Source organism: Arachidicoccus sp. (assembly GCF_050436765.1).
Lineage (GTDB): Bacteria > Bacteroidota > Bacteroidia > Chitinophagales > Chitinophagaceae > Arachidicoccus.
Genome location: NZ_JBNQGD010000128.1, coordinates 1 through 18421, shown reverse-complemented (window position 1 = coordinate 18421; position 18421 = coordinate 1). Strand labels below are relative to the sequence as shown.

Sequence of the window (18421 nt, the reverse complement as noted above, 5' to 3'; positions counted from 1 at the left end):
CGACTAGTCAAGACGTAAATGTTTCTGCCGGTACTAAAGATGGAAGCTATAATTTTGGAGCATCTTATTATAAAAATCAGGCTGTAATACCTACCCAAAATTATCAACGTTTTTCGTTACATGGCTCTATTGACCAGGGGATTGGGAAATATGTACGGGTAGGGTTCACGACCACGAATAGTTTTACTTATACACAGGGTTCACAAGTTGGTCTTTATGGTGCGTTAAGTAATTCTCCAGTGGCAAGTCCATATAATGCAGACGGGTCGACGAGGTACTTCATTCAGATGCCGCTTGATCAATCTTGGATTTATACAAAACAAGTAGTGGATAGTTTAAAAAAGCAGTGGCTGAGCCAAAATAAAGGGTATTCATCTTATAACTCTGCTTATGGTATAATTAAAATACCATGGATCCAAGGGTTGGCGTATCGTGTAAATGCGGGATTTAACCTTAATATAAGTAATAGTGGCAGCTTTACGGGAGTTGGAGTTAATAGTACCAATGCTTCCACAGCTTCTACAGCTTCTATCGGCAATTCAATGGGTACTGACTGGACAATTGAAAATCTGTTGACCTATGACCGTACTTTTAATAAGAGCCAGATAAATGTAGTTGCTTTGTACTCCGCCGAGCAAAACCAGTATAGAAGTACATACATATCAGGAGTAGGTATTCCGGTGGACGCATTCCAATATTACAATATTGGTACTGCCAGTCAGGAAATAGATGTGCTGCCTGGAAATCAAAGTTATTGGGAAAAAGGATTATTATCCGCCATGGGGCGTGTAAATTATTCTTATGACGGCCGTTATATGATTTCAGCTACAGTCCGTTCTGATGGAGCTTCGGTATTGGCTACTGGACATCAGTGGCATACTTATCCGGCGATTTCAGTAGGATGGAATATAGCTAAAGAATCATTTATGAGAAATTTCTCCTTTATTAATTTGTTGAAATTGCGTGTAGGAACTGGACAAACCTCTAACCAATCAGTTGATCCTTATACTACATTAGGTTCATTAAGTATAAGTCCTTACAATTTTGGAGATAAAACGTATGCAACTGGCTATTATGTTTCTTCTTTACCGAATCCACAATTGGGCTGGGAGTATTCAAAAACCTGGAATTATGGCTTAGATTTTGGGTTATTCAATAATCGCTTAACTGGTACTATTGAATATTATATTACCAAAACCAATAAATTGTTGCAACGTGTGGGACTTCCTAGTACCGACGGTGTAGGTAGTTATCTTGCAAATGTTGGGAATTCCCAAAATAATGGTTTAGAATTGTCTTTAGATGGAATGATATTACAGAATCAAAATGGTTGGTCCTGGGAAGCCGGCATGAATATATCTTTCAACCGTAATAAAATTACCCACCTCGCATCGGGAGTAACTTCAGACATTTATAATAGTTGGTTCGTTGGTCATCCTATTAATGTAATATATGATTATCAGAAAATAGGACTTTGGAAAGATGCACAAGACAGCGCCAAAGGTTATGAAAATACATTACAACCGGGTGGAAATGTAGGTGAGATAAAAGTAAAATATACAGGGGGGTATAATGCGGATGGTACTCCAAAAAGAGCTATTAGTTCTGCAGACGAACAAATTATGAGTGTAGATCCAAATTTTACTGGTGGATTTAATACGAGGTTGACTTATAAGGGGTTTGATTTTACTGCTGTGGGTATTTTTCAAAATGGAGGTATTTTAATAAGTACACTTTATGGTTCTGCAAGCTATCTTAATTTACTTACCGGTCGTAGAAACAATGTAAATGTAGATTATTGGACACCGACCAATACAAATGCTAAATATCCAAAACCCGGAGGGCAAGGGGGCGATAATCCTCAATATGGATCCACTTTAAGTTACTTTAATGGATCATATCTGAAGATAAGTACGCTGACACTTGGATATAATTTTACAGGAAATAAATGGATGAAAAATTCATATATTACTAAGTTAAGAATCTATTTCACTGTACAAAATCCATTTGTTCTGTTTTCACCCTACTATCGTGAAACAGGTTTAGATCCTGAAACGAATTCTTACGGTGATCAAAATCAGGCAGTAAGCTCTTATCAGCATCGCTTATTGACACAAGGGTTTAATACACCCTCAACGCGTAATTATTTGCTGGGAGTTAATTTAACATTTTAAAATAAATAAAAATGAAACGTAAACATACGAGATATTTATTAGGAACAATAATAATTGGTCTATGCTTGGGGGGATGTTCCAAAATATTACAGGAAACGCCACGGAGTAGTTATACGCCTCAATTTTTCCAGACGAAGGCTGGTATTATTGGAGGATTAACAGAAATGTACGCTAATTTGAGAAATATATACGGGCAGCCCTATTATTATGGGACAAATGAGGTAGGTACAGATGAATCAACCTATGGTCAAACGCTCGATGGTAATTTCACTGTCATGGATATGACCGGTCAAGGATTGATATCTTCTACAACCAGTCGTACGGATGCTATATGGGGAACCAGTTTTACCAATATAAATACGGCTAGCGGAGTGATTCAATATGGCACTACAGCGGGTGTCGATAGTTCATTGTTGGCTGAAGCCCATTTCTTTCGTGCATTTGACTACTTCTTATTAGTACAGACATTTGGTGGGGTTCCATTGGATTTGGGTTCTGGGAATCTGCAATTTAACATTACGCCTTCAGTTTCCTCTGTTCGCAATACAGTACCTGAGGTTTATACAAAATGTATATTCCCAGATTTAATTAAAGCTGTGAACAATCTACCAATGGCTGCTCGTCTTACAGGAACTGTCACTAAACCTGTAGCTCAATTGTACTTGGCAAAGGCATATTTGACCTACGCATGGTGGCTAAAAAATCCAAATAAGATCCCAACTTATCCGGCTGTCACCGACCCACGTGTAGATCCTGATGGTCATAACTCCCAATGGTATTATCAGCAAGCTTATAATATTGCAACAAATACCATTGAGAATCCTGGCTCTTTTGGATTGCAACCGACATTTTATGATGTAAATAATGGTGCAAATGATCGCAATAATGAAATAATGTTGTATGCGGATCATACGCAGACTAGCGCCCAATACAATGGGGGATCTTTAACATATAGTTCAAATAGTACAGACAACGTTTCAGCTTGGATGCAGAACTGGAACTATCCTGCTATGACTAGTAGCGATAGTAGCACAGCTTGGGTACCCATAAACTCGGTTCAACGTGCATCTGTACAGGGCTATGGTCGTCCATGGGTTCGTATGGCCCCTACAGTCGGCGCTATTGAAAATACTTTTGCCGATAAATCTAATGATTCTCGTTATGACGGCACTTTTATGACGGTTTATCGTTGTAATATGAATGAGTCTGGTTTGAGTAAAAAATACTCAAAATTATATAATGCCAACCTCATGCCGATTGGTGAGGGAGATGCCGTGGTTACATTCTTAGATACCGAACCTAGCCAAACTATTGATTATTCTAATTCAGTTTATAAAAGTGGAATGGGGCTGGGTGTACTTCCTAATAGGGCAGATTTTGTCGTGGGACCGAATGGTATCAGTAGACTTGTATTCCCAGGTCTCTGGAAAATTAGCAATTATCGTACGGATAATGCGGGGACTTTAGGAAATCCAAATGCAGGTAGTACACGGCCATGGGATATTGACAAATTTTCTGAATTGTTCTTTGTTGCAGCTGAAGCTGCGGTTGAAGGAGCCTCTACAACTTCTGTAACCGGAACCTATTCTAATGATGGAACAGCGAGAGGTTTGATTAACATACTTCGTGCACGAGCAGGAATGTGGAATTTCTCTAATGCTCAAAATTCCGCGAAGGTGGCAGACAATAGTGCTGCAATGGTAGCTGCTACGCCAGCAACTATTACTATTGATTATATTTTAGCAGAACGTTCTCGTGAATATTACGGAGAGGGATATCGTTGGTTTGATTTGGTACGTACACAAGAGTGGGCAAATTTAGCTTCCACTTATCAAATATGTGGCAGTGCTCCAGGCGACCATACTTTGAAAACATCTACTCGTGATATAGAGCCTTATCTTTACTTGCGTCCTATTCCACAAGGACAGTTAGATGCAATGCAGGTGAGCGACGATATAAAGAAAGCATATCAAAATCCCGGATATCTATAAGAGTAAGAGGGAAAATTATATATGGCTTGAAAATATGAAACTCTTTCTCTTCCTTAAAATTCAGATAAACGAAATTCATTATTGAAACATTTATCGATAAATTTTAAGGGAGGGAGGGGTTTTATTATTTATTCTAAAAGGGGAAGGCTTTTTATGATTATTAAGAAATAAAACTATTATTATGAAAAGATATTTTGTGTTAGTTATTTTAATTTCCTGTTTTTCTTGTTTAAGATTATTTGGCCAAAGTTTTATTTCGGGAAAAAATACCGCAGATGCGTTTCCAGTGGTTACACAAAAATTCGCGGCAAGTATTTATGTTGATGATGGCGATTGTTTTTTAATAAGAAAAGCGGCTTCTTTATTACAGCAGGATATTCTAAGCGTGACAGGTAAGAAACTGAAAATAGCCAATTCGATTGCCTCTTCCGAAAAGAATATGATCATCATTGGGTCTGTTGAAACATCATCATTGATTCAACAATTGGTAAAAGATAAGAAATTAAATATTTCTGATTTAAAAGGTAAATGGGAGGCATACCGATTACAAGTTGTTGACCATCCTTTTAAGGGAATTGATAAGGCACTTGTGATTGTAGGTAGCGATCGAAGGGGTACTGCCTATGGGGTTTTCACACTATCCAAACAGATGGGTGTATCGCCCTGGTATTGGTGGGCAGATGTGCCTGCTAAAAAAAAGAAGGAAGTTTTTGTAAAGAATGGTACTTATAATTTTGGTTCACCTTCTGTAAAGTACCGTGGCATTTTTTTGAATGATGAAGCGCCTGCTTTATCTGGCTGGGTTCATGAGAAATTTGGCAGTTTTAATCATTTATTTTATGATAAAGTATTTGAATTATTGCTACGCCTAAAAGCCAATTATCTTTGGCCGGCTATGTGGGGAAGTGCTTTTAACAATGATGATACACTTAATCCTATAATGGCGCAGAAATATGGGATTGTAATGGGTACTTCTCATCAAGAGCCAATGAACCAAGCTACTGAGCATTGGCGACATGAGAATAAAGGCGCCTGGAATTATCAAACCAATGATAGCACCTTGCGTACTTTTTGGCGGCAGGGAATTGAAAATATGGATCATCGTGAAACGATGGTTACGATTGGGATGAGAGGTGATGGCGATAAGCCAATGACAGAAGGAAGTAATATTGCATTGTTGGAAAAAATAGTAAAAGATCAACGACAAATAATTGCTGAAGTTACCGGTAAACCAGCTTCTGAAACGCCTCAGGATTGGGCTTTATATAAAGAAGTGCAAGATTACTATGATAAGGGAATGAGAGTTCCCGACGATGTTACACTATTATTCTCTGATGATAATTGGGGCAATATAAGAAGATTGCCGAAAAGCGATGCTAAGCCAAGAAGTGGTGGCTATGGTATTTATTATCATTTTGACTATGTAGGTGGTCCCAGAAATTATAAATGGCTCAATACAAATAATATTTCCCGTGTGTGGGAGCAAATGCATTTGGCTTATGCCCATAATGTCAAAAATATCTGGATCGTGAATGTGGGCGACTTAAAGCCAATGGAATTCCCTATTAATTTCTTTTTGGATTATGCTTGGAATGTGAAGGAATGGAGTGAAGATAATATACAAGATTATTATACCCAATGGGCCACGACACAATTTGGCCCAGAACATGCGAAAGAAATTGGAAAGATTATTCAAAAATATACGCAATACAATGCCAGAAGGAAACCTGAGTTATTGAATGAAAATACCTATAGTATTTTAAATTATAACGAATCGAATCGCGTAAGAGATGATTACGATCAACTCGCCAAAGAAGCAGGAAAAATAAATGATGAACTGCCGAAAGAATACAGGGATGCTTTTTTTGAATTAGTACTTCATCCAGTTAAGGCTTGTGCTAATTTGCAAGATCTTTATACGGCAGTTGCGTGGAATCATTATTACGCAAAGCAAAATAATGTATTAGCGAATAAATATGCGGATGAGGCGAATAGATTTTATATAAATGACTCTTTAATCTCTGCAACATACAATCATTTAGACAATGGTAAATGGAACCACATGATGGATCAGACCCATATTGGTTACACCAATTGGCAAGAACCGCGCCATCAAAAAATGCCGGCGGTTATGTATGTTACCAATAATTCAAAAGGGGAAGCGGTTGAGCCCCAACATGCGGTGAATCATTCGGCAAGATCTTTAATCCCCATTCATAGCAAAGGTAACTTGTTTTTTGAAAGAAATGGCTATGTTTCAATTGAGGCGGCGAATTATACAAAGAAGGTTGATGCAAATAATATTCAGTGGAAAATCATTCCCGGCATTGGCAAAGAAGGGAATGGAATTACGACATTTCCTGTGACCACTAAAAAGCAACCCATTTCTGTAAATAGCCCCCATCTTGAATATGATTTTTATAGTTATGATACGGGTTCGTTTAAGTTAGAAACTTATTTTTCTCCGACATTGAATTTTCAAAATGATTCAACCGGCTTAGAATTCGCTGTTTCTATTGATGGTGAACAACCAAAGATTGTCTCTCTTAATAAACAAGATGCGAATGGATTTATGTGGGGAAATTGGGTATCCAACGATATCATTATTAAGACCACCAGTCATTCTATCAAAAAATCTGGGAAGCATACCATTAAATTTTGGATGATTAGCCCGGCTGTTGTCTTACAAAAGATAGTAGCGGATTTTGGTGGCGTTGAGCAGAGTTATCTTGGTCCCCCAGAAACTCTGAATAAATAATATATTCCTATTTGGCAGCACTTTATGGAGCAATTCAAATGTAGAACTAGGACTATTCATTTGAAGACCTGTGCTTTCTGCCTATTAATGAGCTGAAACTTAATTTAAAAACCATAATAGCAATTTTTCGATGAAGAAAACTCTTCTTATAAGCTTTACTGTAATGCTGTTTATTTTCGGTTGTAAAAAAAGCGACGGTATTGTTGAGACACCACCGCCAGTTGTAAAAGCTTCCGGAATAGATACAGCAAATGCGACTGCCGTCATTGATGCTGGTACAACTCAACAAATTATTTATGGATTTGGTGGTGCGGATATCATTGATTGGACCGGGGATTTAACAAGCGACCAACGTGTTACTGCTTTTTCTCCCTCTACCGGTATTGGACTGAGTCTTGTTCGTGTACGTGTGCCAGTAGACAGCACTGAGTTTGCACAGGCTAAGGCTACCATTGACGCATGTAAGTCTTTTGGCGGCTCTGCAATTGCGACGGCTTGGTCGGCTCCAGCGTGGATGAAAACGAATGACAGTGCCATCGGTGGAAAAATTAAAACGACCTCATATAAAGACTTCGCTAATTATCTTAAATCCTTTAATGCTGCATCGGGAGGCTTAGTAGCTATCAGCCCAACAAATGAACCCAATATTACGGTGCCTTATGAATCGATGCAAATGACAGCGTCTGATGTGGCAGATTTTGTTGCGGCTGAAGGAGATAGTTGTGGTGCACCTATTATGGCTCCAGAGCCTTTTAATATGGCTCCGACTTTTATAAATAATTATTTAAGCAATGCTATAGCTAAAGCAAAAACAACTTTTATAGCAGGACATATTTATGGTGCAACCCCTTATAATTTATCGGTAGATAAACCGGTTTGGATGACTGAGCATTATATTAATTCTACCGTGAGTGGTGATGACTGGTCAAATGCTATGAGTGCGGCAAAAGAGATTAATGATTGTATGAATGTAGGTTGGAGTGCCTATGTCTGGTGGTATATTAGAAGAAGTTATGGTCCCATCAGCGAGTCCGGTGCTATTCAGAAACTGGGCTATGTAATAGCGCAGTATGCCAGATATATTCGTCCGGGTTATACCAAAATTTCTTGTACACAAAATACGTATAAGGGTATTTATATGACTGCATACAAAAGCGGTTCAAAAATAGTAGTCGTTTTAATAAATCAAAATTCGAAGGATGTTTATCAAAACCTTACTTTAAGTGGGGTATCTGTTCCAAATTTTACAGCATATACCACTACAAGTTCGGCCAATCTTGCGTCTAGTACCCTTTCTGTTTCAAGTGGTAAATTTGGTATAGCACTTCCTGAATCTAGTATTACAACATTGGTTTCTGATTAATATCATTATTTAAAATTATAAGAAAATGAAAAAAGTATTTAATATTCTCTTAGTATTAATAGCTAGTGCTGTATTCGATTCTGCCTCTGCCCAAATAAAATTGCCCAGCTTGGTCCGAGACAGCATGGTCTTACAAAGAGACATGAATATAAATATCTGGGGTTGGGCTTCCAAAGGAGAAAAAGTAACGGTAAGGTTTAATAATAAAACCTTTAAAACAAAAGCAGGTGACGACCAAAAATGGTTGATTCAACTACCTGCGATGAAAGCTGGAGGGCCTTATACCATGGAGATTTCCGGTAAGAATAGAATTACACTCCACGATATACTGATTGGTGATGTGTGGTTCTGTTCTGGTCAGTCAAATATGGTACATCAGATGCGGCTACATAGTGTTCGATATGCCAAAGAAGTGGCAAGTGCAAACTATCCTGAAATAAGACAGTTTTGGATTCCTACATTGACTAATTTAGAAAATCCGTTGGATACTATGCCTATTAGTTATTGGAAGTCAGCCAACCCTACTGATGTACTTGATTTTTCGGCGATCGCTTATTTTTTTGCGAAAGACTTATACCAAAAATATCATGTCCCCATAGGTATTATTAACGCGAGCGTAGGTGGAACGCCTATTGAAGCTTGGATGAGCGAAGAAGGTTTTAAAAATTTTCCTTCGATTTTAAAAACGCTTGACAAGAATAAAGACACTGCTTATATTAATAGTTTTAGTAGGAGGCATTCACATAATTTTTCAAATATGCCAAAACCGGTGGACAAAGGGCTTACGGGCGCTGAGCCATGGTACAGTACCGCTTATGTTCCAACAGAATGGCGTCAAATCGGCATTCCGGGTTATTGGGAAGATCAGGGATTAAGAAACTTAGACGGAGTGGTTTGGTATAGAAAAGAAATAGATGTGCCGGCATCTATGACAAGAAAGGAAGCAAAGGTTTTTTTAGGCAGAATTATAGATGCCGATGCCTTGTATATAAATGGTAAAGAAGTGGGTCATACGACTTATCAATATCCACAAAGAAGGTATACTGTGCCTGGCAATATATTAAAACCCGGGAAGAATTTATTTGTAATCCGTGTGACCAACAATTTTGGAAAAGGGGGGTTCGTTTCCGACAAGCCTTATTGCCTATTTGCAGGAAATGACACGGTCGATTTAAAAGGTTATTGGCAATACAAAGTAGGAGAGGTCTTCATTCCTCATCGAGGGTTTGGCGGAGGTTTTGGATTCTCTGCACAAAATTCACCAACAGCTTTATACAATGCAATGGTTGCGCCTGTAATCAATTATACTATTAAAGGAATAGTTTGGTATCAGGGGGAAAGTAATGCCGGCAATCCAAAAGATTATGAGCAATTACAGGAATCGTTGATTGCCAATTGGCGCGATAAGTGGAAAGAAGGAAATATTCCATTTTTGTATGTGCAGCTTCCGGGCTATGGTGATTTTAATTACCTGCCTTCTGAGAGTGGCTGGGCCGAATTGAGAAATGCACAATTACACTGTTTGTCCGAACCAAATACTGGAATGGCGGTTGCCATTGATAAAGGTGAATGGAATGACATTCATCCCGATAGGAAAAAACCCGTCGGAGACCGTTTAGCTTTGGCTGCCCAAAAAATTGCTTATGGAGAAAATCTAATTTATTCCGGCCCAATTTATCAATCCTCCACCACCCAAGGCAATAAAATAATTGTTTCATTTACCCATATTGGCAGTGGTTTGATTTTTAAAGATTCTTCTTATGTTTCTCCTAATGCTGAAGAAGTAGAAGGTGAATTTGCGATTGCAGGGGCAGATAAGAAATTTGTTTGGGCAAAAGCAAAAATAGAGGGCAATAAATTGGTTGTTTGGAGTGATGAGATAAAAGATCCAAAATATGTAAGGTATGCTTGGGCAGATAATCCGGTAAATCCAAACCTATACAATAAACAAGGATTACCTGCGTCTCCTTTTGAAACGGGTGAATGATTCTACATAACACAAATAAATAATTATGAAACGAGCATTGTTTTTGGCAATTATGTTTTTTTGTTCCTTATTTGATACGAATGCTCAAACATCATCTATTCCTAAGTTAATTAAAATTGGTCACTATACGCAATTGTTGGTAAATAATAAACCTTACCTGATTCTCGGTGGAGAATTAGGCAACTCAAGCGCATCGAGCAATGATTATATGAGACCTGTTTGGTCAAAGCTAAAACAGATGAATCTGAATACGCTAATTGCTCCTGTTTACTGGGAATTGATGGAGCCAGTTGAAGGAGATTTTGACTTTTCTTTGGTTGATTCTTTAATAGAAGACGCGCGACTTAATCATATGAAGCTAGTCTTGCTTTGGTTCGGTTCGTGGAAAAATAGCATGTCCTGCTATGTGCCGGCATGGGTTAAAACCGATACCAAAAGATTTCCCAGAGTTTTGAATAAAAAGGGTATCCCGCTGGAAATATTGACCCCCTTCAATAAAAATAATCTTGAGACGGATAAAGATGCCTTTGTACGGTTGATGCAGCATCTTAAACAGATTGATAGTAAGCAATACACTGTAATTGCTGTTCAGGTGGAAAATGAAATAGGAATGCTTGACAACGCACGTTCTTATGATGAAGCGGCAAATGCCGCATTCAGCCAACCTATTCCGAAAGAATTGATACATTATCTGCAAAAGAATAAGCTTAATTTGACACCGGAATTAGATTCTATTTGGGCGATCGCCGGTTTTAAAACTTCGGGTAACTGGGAAGATATTTTCGGCAAAGGCTTGGCAACTGATGAAATTTTTATGGCATGGAATTATTCAAAATATGTAAATGAAATTGCTGCGGCAGGAAAGGCTATTTATGATTTGCCGATGTATGTAAATACTGCCTTAAATCGCGCGGGGTGGGAACCTGGTCAATACCCGAGTGGCGGACCGGAACCTCATTTGAGAGATATCTGGAAAGCAGGTTCGCCCGCAATTGATATGTTAGCGCCAGATATCTATTTTCCAAATTTCCGGCATTGGACCGATTTATACACCCGCTCCTGCGCTCCATTGTTCATTCCGGAAATTCGTTTCGAGAAGGATGATGCTGCAAAAGCTTTCTTTGCATTCGGACATTACAATTGTTTATCTTTTTCTCCATTCTCAATTGAATCGACATTGCATCCGGAAGATGAACCAATAGGTAAGGCATATAATATTTTAAGACAGATAAGCCCTCTGATTTCAAAGTATCAACCCGAAGGCGATGTGAATGGTTTCCTGTTAAGCAAAGATTCTGCCTATCAAACAATTACTATGGGCGAGTACCGACTAATTATAAAACATGATTATACACTTCCATGGTCGTCCGGTTCAAGAGATGGTAAATGGCCTTTGGGCGGTTGTACTATAATTGAGGTATCCCCGAATGAATTTTATATTGCTGGCACAGGTGTTGTGGTTACGTTTGCCACAACAACCACGGGGAAAAGGGCGGGTATTCTAAGTCTGGATGAAGGTAGTTTTGAAAATGGAAAATGGGTGCCAGGTCGTCGTATGAATGGCGATCAAGATAACCAGGGCAGGGATATAAGAATCCCGATAAATCAATGGGATATTCAAAGAGTTAAACTATATCAATATTGAGGAACAATAATGATGACAAAATTGTCTTTTAAAGTCATAATCGTAAAATCATGAAAAAATTATTTTTTTATCTAATTATTACGGCGTTAATACAAAAGGGGAGTGCACAGGATACTACGATTAATGGAAGACAATACCCTTTACCGGTAAGCTTTACGGCACAACAAGATCATGATAATATGATGCAACAATTGGGTATACAAGCATTAAGACCCGGACCTAGTGGCGACCCGAATGCAGCCAATCATGCAAATTATGATGAAACAAATGCTAACCCCTGTCCTCTGCTGCCGGATATTCTTACTACAAAAGCTGGCAAAAAAGTAATCAACGCAGATATGTGGTGGAAGGTACGTAGGCCGGAAATTGTAAAGGATCTTGAAAGTGAAGTCTATGGTCGTATCCCTAAAAATGTACCTAAGGTTACTTGGACAGTAAAAGTTACGGATAGAGAATTTGTAGGCTTCACGCCAGTCCTTGCAAAAGAATTAATTGGTCGTGTAGATAATAGCGACTATCCTTTAATCAATGTAAATATTAAAATGACATTGATCGTACCACTTAATGTAAAAGGGCGGGTTCCTGTGCTGATGATGTTTGGTCAGCCATCACTTCCTGCGCCCGCGCAACCTTCACCGGATGATATGGAAAAGCTAAATAGTGTTTTTAAAGAAATGATGATAAAGACAGATCCTTCGGTAAAAGGAATTTTTGAAAAATATCCGGCTTATTCACCGGTTACAAGATTGCCGGGTTTCAATTTCTTTGCACCACCTCCTAAAGTGCTGACTCCAACTGAACAGTTGCTACAGGCGGGTTGGGGATATGCCACTATCGATCCCAGCAGCATTCAGGCAGATAATGGCGCGGGTATGACAAAAGGAATTATTGGATTAGTCAATAAAGGACAACCCCGTAAACCTGATGATTGGGGTGCTTTGCGCGCTTGGGCTTGGGGTGCTGCACGTGCATTGGACTACTTAGCGACCGATTCTTTGATCGATGCAAAAAAAGTAGGCATTGAAGGTGTTTCAAGATATGGTAAAGCTGCCTTGGTCACGCTTGCATTTGAACCGCGGTTTGCAGATGGATTAATTGGGTCTTCCGGCAAGGGCGGAACAACTCTTTTGAGGCGCAATTTCGGTGAAGCAGTGGAAAGTCTTACCGGCGGTGAATATTATTGGATGGCAGGAAACTTTATGAAATATGGGGCTGCTGCATCGACGTTTGGTAGTAAGACGGGGTGCGACTTACCTGTTGATTCACATGAACTAATTGCACTTTGTGCGCCAAGACTCACATTTATCAGTTATGGTATTCCTGAAAAGGGTGATGCAAAATGGTTAGACCACCAAGGGAGTTACATGGCTACAGTTGCCGCAGGTGTTGTTTTTAAATTATTGGGTGCAAATGATCTTGGTGTTTCTAATAATTATATGACCGAGAAAATGCCTCCTGTAAATGATGGTTTACTCAATGGACAACTTGCTTGGCGTCAAGATGACGGTGGACATACGGATGCTCCAAACTTTGCATATTTTATTCCTTGGGCGAATAGGCTGCTGTAGGTGTGAACCGTGTAACCAACAAAGCGAAGCATCTTAAAAAGTTGCAAGATTTTTTGCAATTATGTATAATTATAGATGTAGATGAAATAACTGCCAAGTTTTATGGAGAAATTGTGGCTTCTCTTTTTAAAAAAGGGAAGCCAATACCTACAAACGATATCTGGATTGCTGCAGCTACCTTGCAGCATGGTCTTACATTAATTTCTAAGGATAAGCACTTTGGGGAAATAGAAAGATTGAAAATTAAAACATAACCTGATGCCGATCATCAATATAAGAAGTGGCATGAACTTGAACCGAGTATAGCGAAACGTCATGGATGGTTATAATTTTTTCTTCATAAAAAATTAGGATTGTCAATCTTTTTGGCAATCTTGTAAGCTGCATTCATCAAACCCACATGGCTGTATGCTTGGGGGAAATTGCCCCATTGCCCGCCATTAGCTGAATCTACATCTTCACTGAATAACCCTAAATGATTACTATACTGCAGCAGATTTTCGAATTTTGTAATAGCCTCCTTTGTTCTTCCTACTGTAACCAAGGCTTCTACATGCCAGAATGCAGTAATAAGAAAAGTCGTTTCCGGCAGCCCGAAATCATCAGCGTGCAGATAACGATAAAATAGCCCATTGGGTGCCTGCAACTTTTTTTCAATATTTTTTAAATGATTTTTTGCTTTTATAGAATTGGGATTTAAGTAACGCATGACAATCAATTGTAAGGTACTTGCATCGGCATTTTTGGCATTTATTGCTTCATAGTACATCTTAGTTTCTTTGTCGTAACATGCTTCAATTTTAGCGGAGGCTTTTTTTATTAAATTCTTTGCCCATTTTTCTAGTTTCTTATCGTGAATATTATGCGCAATTTTAATAGCCGAGTGACAACCGGCCCAATGAAACAAATAAGTATAACAATGATAATTTCTTTGATTTCTAAATTCCCACAGCCCCGCATCCGGTTCGTCCAGAACCATTTCTATTTTGCTTAACAGCGAAGAAATCCATGTAGCAGAATCAGATTTTTCATCTACAGAAAATCTCGCATCGGTATATAGGGGCAATAAAGACAACAATACCTGCCCATAAATATCATTTTGTATGTGCTCACTGGCTTGATTGCCTATTCGTACCGGTTTGTTGTTTAAATATCCATTCAAGGGAAGAATTTTTTCCGGAAGATCTTTGTTTCCGGTGATACCATACAAAGGCTGATATCTTCCTTCTTTGCCGACAGATATATTCGCAATAAAATTAAAATAGCGTTCCATTTCTTCGAAGTGTCCAATATTATTAAAAGCCAATAAAATATAATAAGCGTCTCTAAGCCAGCAGTAACGATAGTCCCAGTTTCGGCCGCTTTCGTCAAATTCCGGCAAGCTTGTAGTGCTGGCAGCTATAATAGCGCCCGTATCTTCATATTGATGAATTTTTAAAACGAGTGCACTTCTTATGACTTCTTTTTGATACATATTCCCGATACTAGTAGTTTTTACCCAATGCTGCCAATACTTTTTGGTCTTATAAAAAAAGGCTTCTACGGTGCTTTCTAAAGGAGCTTCTAAAGGACTTCCGTAAGTAAGTACCAGATATTTTGTTTCATTTAAAACGGAAAGAGATGAATCTATAATGTGATTTATAGAAAAATTGGATGTTAATCTTAACAGGCTGTCTGCGCCTAAAAAATCAAGATGATGGCTTCCAGGATAAACCTTTAATTTTTTCTCGCCGTATTCTGCAACAGGTTTACAGGTGATTTTCACGCGGGGATTGCCACTTAATGGTTCAATTTTTCTGATTAACATCAATGGTTTAAAATACCGGTCGAATTGACTAAAACGTGGGGCGAAATCTGTGACACGATAACTCCCTTCTTCACCAGATATCTCGGTACATAAAATATTGGTATTTTCTATATAATATTGTTTTGATTCAAATTTTCCTTCCGGCAAAATTGAAAAACTCCCCCCTTTATTTTTATCGACTAAGCCTCCAAAAATAAAGCTGCTATCAAATCTAGGTAGACAAAGCCAGCAGATGTTTGTAGTGTCTTCGATGTGGGCAATATAGTTACAGTTACCTATTATACCGAAATTGTAAATATGTTTTTTTGTTTCATTTGCTTTGTTCATAATGTAATGTTTTTGTTGAATAATCTATATTACTATTACGAAGAGATTATTCGATAAAAGAAGATAACAGCTGCCTTACAGCACCGCAGCTATTTATGCCAAACGTGGCTTTGGAATTCTCTGCACCGACTTTAATTGTGATTGCTCCGGGCGGCATCGCTTCGAAGGTATCCTCATCTGTTTTGTCGTCTCCAATAGCTAATATAAAGGCGGCAGGATTGTTTCTCAAATATTCTTTGGAAGCTTTACCCTTATTAATATGAATGCTCTTTATTTCTATGACTTTGTTACCCTCCAGTATTTGAAGCTCTTTATCTTTAGCCAGATATTGTAATCTGCTTTTTATTTCACTTGCCCTTATTAAACCCAGGGTAATTTCTACATCTCTATAGTGCCAGGCAATAGAAAAATCCTTCACTTCAATAAATGAACCGGGTGTTTGTTCTTGGTAGGGTTTAATTACCGCAATGAATTCTTCCATCCAGTCTTTACTTATTTTTTTTGCCACTTCCCATTGTTTATCCCGATTTCTTTTCCATGCGCCATGCTCAGCGATAATATCAATTTTCATCTCCGAAAACCAATTTTCTAAATCACCCTTTTTTCTCCCGCTAATTATAATGATCTTGTTTTTTTTATCCGAGCTCAGATCTTTTATAAGCTTTAGTAAAGCTTCATCGGGGAATGCTTTTTCGGGTTGGGATTTAAATGGAACTAGCGTTCCATCGTAGTCTAGAAACAATATTCTGGAAGATGCTTCTTTATATTTAGTAATGAAAATACTTTTTTGTTGAGGTGTGACATTTTTTGTTGATAGCCTTTTTTGTTTGTCTTTTAGCGCATCAAGTTTTGACATATAACTATTTACCCAAAAATGTATATCATAAGTTTTGACTGTTTTCTGTAAGCTACTCATCCTTTCTTTTATTTCTTTTTGGTCCATTTTTAATGCTGTATACAAAGATTTAGATACGGCGTTAATGTCGGTTGGATTAATAATAATAGACTCGATTAATTCTTTGGAAGCCCCTGCCATCTCACTTAAAATCAGTACTCCATCAATATTGTTTCTGCTTGCTACATATTCCTTACTCACCAAGTTCATACCATCGCGAAGCGGTGTTACAAGGGCTATATCTGCCAATGCATATAAAGCGCTTAAGGTGGATAATGGAAAGGAACGATACAAATAATAGATAGGCTGCCAGGAAATAGTGCCTTGTTTTGCATTGATGTCTGAAACCAAGCGATCAATTTCCTGTTTAAGATGTTTATATTGATTTACCTGATCTCTGGAAGGTACAATGAGCTGAAAAAAAACGACTTTTTCTTTAAATTCTTTGTAGTTGTTTAAAAACATATTATAAGCACTCAGTCTTTGAGTTATGCCTTTACTATAATCTAAGCGATCAATTGAAATAATTAATTTTCTGTTATTGATGAGCTTTTTGAGTTTGTTTATTTGATTCTCGGTAGTTTTTTTTAAGGCTAGTTTTGCATACTTTTCATAGTCGATTCCCATAGGAAACGCTTCTGCCAAGACAATACGGCAGTCCATATTGATTTCCGTTCCGTTTATAGGAACATTAATAATCCGCTTTACCGTACTTAGAAAATGTCGTACATCATCGTATGTATGAAAACCAATCAGATCTGCGCCGAGTAAACCGTTTATAAGTTCTTTTCTCCAGGGTAAAAGTCTAAATAATTCAAAAGAGGGGAAAGGTATATGCTGAAAATAGCCAATAGTTAAATTAGGATTTTGTTCCCGGATCATGGCAGGTACAAGCATTAACTGGTAATCCTGTATCCAAATATTATCACCATTTTCGGCAATTTTTAAAACCGCGTCCGCGAACTTTTTATTAACGGCATAATATGCTTCCCACTCTTTAAAATTGTAATGTACATAAGAGGGAAAATAGTGAAATAGAGGCCATAATGTTTGATTGGAAAAACCATGATAATAATCTGTTATCTCATTTTTGTTTAACCAAACGGGATAAAGTTTTTCGGTACTTAGATGATTGGCTATTTCGCGCTTTTCTTTTTCATCCTGAATTTCTTCTCCTATCCATCCTAACCATACATTGTTGCCTTCTTTATAAAAACTCCCTAAGCCCGTAGCAAGGCCGCCTTCACTATTTGTATAAATCCATTTTTTATTTTGCCTTTTTAATTTTAATGGAAGTCTATTTGAAACAATGATGGTCTTTGTGTTTTTTATGGAGGTATTATTTTTTATGTTCTCTACTTTCATGGTGTATATGTGATTAGAACATATTATTTTTCAACTTTTATTCCATTTTCTTATTTCTTTATAAAAAGATAATTGATTGTAAATCAAACCTCGGAAGTAGAAAGGTTTTAGGAATTTGAAAAATATAGAAGAATTTATTTGTAAGACTCCTAGTTCTATTTTTTTTTAGGCAAAATGCACTTTTTTCTACACAGACTGTAGAAATATTTTCTCAAATACAAAGCGTTTATTTTCCTTATCAGTGAAGTACACTAATAGCAATTTTGCCTCTAGTATGCCCATCTTTACTAAGACGTTGTGCTTCTTTAACATCCTCTAAATTGAAAACTTTTGTGACCACTGGTTTGATTTTATCGGTGTCAATTAATTCAGCTAATTGTTCCAATTGAATTGGAAAAGATTGAGCCATATAATTTTCCAGATGAATTTCTTTCTCACTAGTATCCATGTCTTCGGTAGCCACTGTGGTTATTAACCTCCCGCCTTTTTTTCTTGAGTTTGACACGATTTGGACTTAACTATTTGATTATCAGACATACGA

At 37.8% G+C, this 18421-nt stretch carries 11 protein-coding genes; 8 read left to right on the top strand and 3 right to left on the bottom strand.

Annotated features, from left to right (window positions below; translation table 11 throughout):
• From ACQR30_RS05325 to ACQR30_RS05290, 8 genes are all read left to right on the top strand, one after another.
• On the top strand, positions 1 to 2174 hold a 2174-nt coding region (locus ACQR30_RS05325; RefSeq protein ID WP_429732339.1), incomplete at its 5' end, for a SusC/RagA family TonB-linked outer membrane protein.
• An 11-nt stretch (positions 2175 to 2185) separates the two neighbouring features.
• Complete coding sequence (locus ACQR30_RS05320; RefSeq protein ID WP_429732336.1) at positions 2186 to 4165, top strand: RagB/SusD family nutrient uptake outer membrane protein; 1980 nt, start codon at positions 2186 to 2188, stop codon at positions 4163 to 4165.
• Between the two features lie 181 nt (positions 4166 to 4346).
• Positions 4347 to 6923 (top strand): glycosyl hydrolase 115 family protein, encoded by a 2577-nt coding sequence (locus ACQR30_RS05315; RefSeq protein WP_429732333.1) that lies wholly within the window; start codon positions 4347 to 4349, stop codon positions 6921 to 6923.
• A 130-nt stretch (positions 6924 to 7053) separates the two neighbouring features.
• The gene (locus tag ACQR30_RS05310; RefSeq protein ID WP_429732330.1) at positions 7054 to 8286 is read left to right on the top strand and encodes a hypothetical protein; all 1233 of its coding nucleotides are present in this window, start codon (positions 7054 to 7056) and stop codon (positions 8284 to 8286) included.
• Between the two features lie 25 nt (positions 8287 to 8311).
• Positions 8312 to 10273: a sialate O-acetylesterase gene (locus ACQR30_RS05305; RefSeq protein ID WP_429732327.1), complete on the top strand. Its 1962-nt coding sequence runs from the start codon at positions 8312 to 8314 to the stop codon at positions 10271 to 10273.
• 25 nt (positions 10274 to 10298) lie between these two features.
• Complete coding sequence (locus tag ACQR30_RS05300) at positions 10299 to 11918, top strand: DUF5597 domain-containing protein (protein ID WP_429732324.1); 1620 nt, start codon at positions 10299 to 10301, stop codon at positions 11916 to 11918.
• 50 nt (positions 11919 to 11968) lie between these two features.
• Positions 11969 to 13486 carry a hypothetical protein gene (locus ACQR30_RS05295; RefSeq protein WP_429732321.1) on the top strand — a complete coding sequence of 506 codons (1518 nt, stop codon included), beginning with the start codon at positions 11969 to 11971 and terminating at the stop codon, positions 13484 to 13486.
• 2 nt (positions 13487 to 13488) lie between these two features.
• Positions 13489 to 13740, top strand: a complete 252-nt coding sequence (locus tag ACQR30_RS05290) for a PIN domain-containing protein (RefSeq protein ID WP_429732318.1) — start codon at positions 13489 to 13491, stop codon at positions 13738 to 13740.
• A gap of 83 nt (positions 13741 to 13823) precedes the next feature.
• Here ACQR30_RS05290 and ACQR30_RS05285 read toward each other — a convergent pair whose 3' ends face one another.
• From ACQR30_RS05285 to ACQR30_RS05275, 3 genes are all read right to left on the bottom strand, one after another.
• On the bottom strand, positions 13824 to 15620 hold the full coding sequence (locus ACQR30_RS05285) for a glycoside hydrolase family 15 protein (RefSeq protein ID WP_429732315.1): 1797 nt from the start codon (positions 15618 to 15620) through the stop codon (positions 13824 to 13826).
• A gap of 46 nt (positions 15621 to 15666) precedes the next feature.
• Positions 15667 to 17880 carry a bifunctional alpha,alpha-trehalose-phosphate synthase (UDP-forming)/trehalose-phosphatase gene (locus ACQR30_RS05280; RefSeq protein WP_429732312.1) on the bottom strand — a complete coding sequence of 738 codons (2214 nt, stop codon included), beginning with the start codon at positions 17878 to 17880 and terminating at the stop codon, positions 15667 to 15669.
• A gap of 238 nt (positions 17881 to 18118) precedes the next feature.
• Entirely contained in the window at positions 18119 to 18385 is a 267-nt protein-coding gene (locus tag ACQR30_RS05275) for a zinc-binding dehydrogenase (RefSeq protein ID WP_429732309.1), read from the bottom strand.
• Between the last annotated feature and the right edge of the window lie 36 nt (positions 18386 to 18421).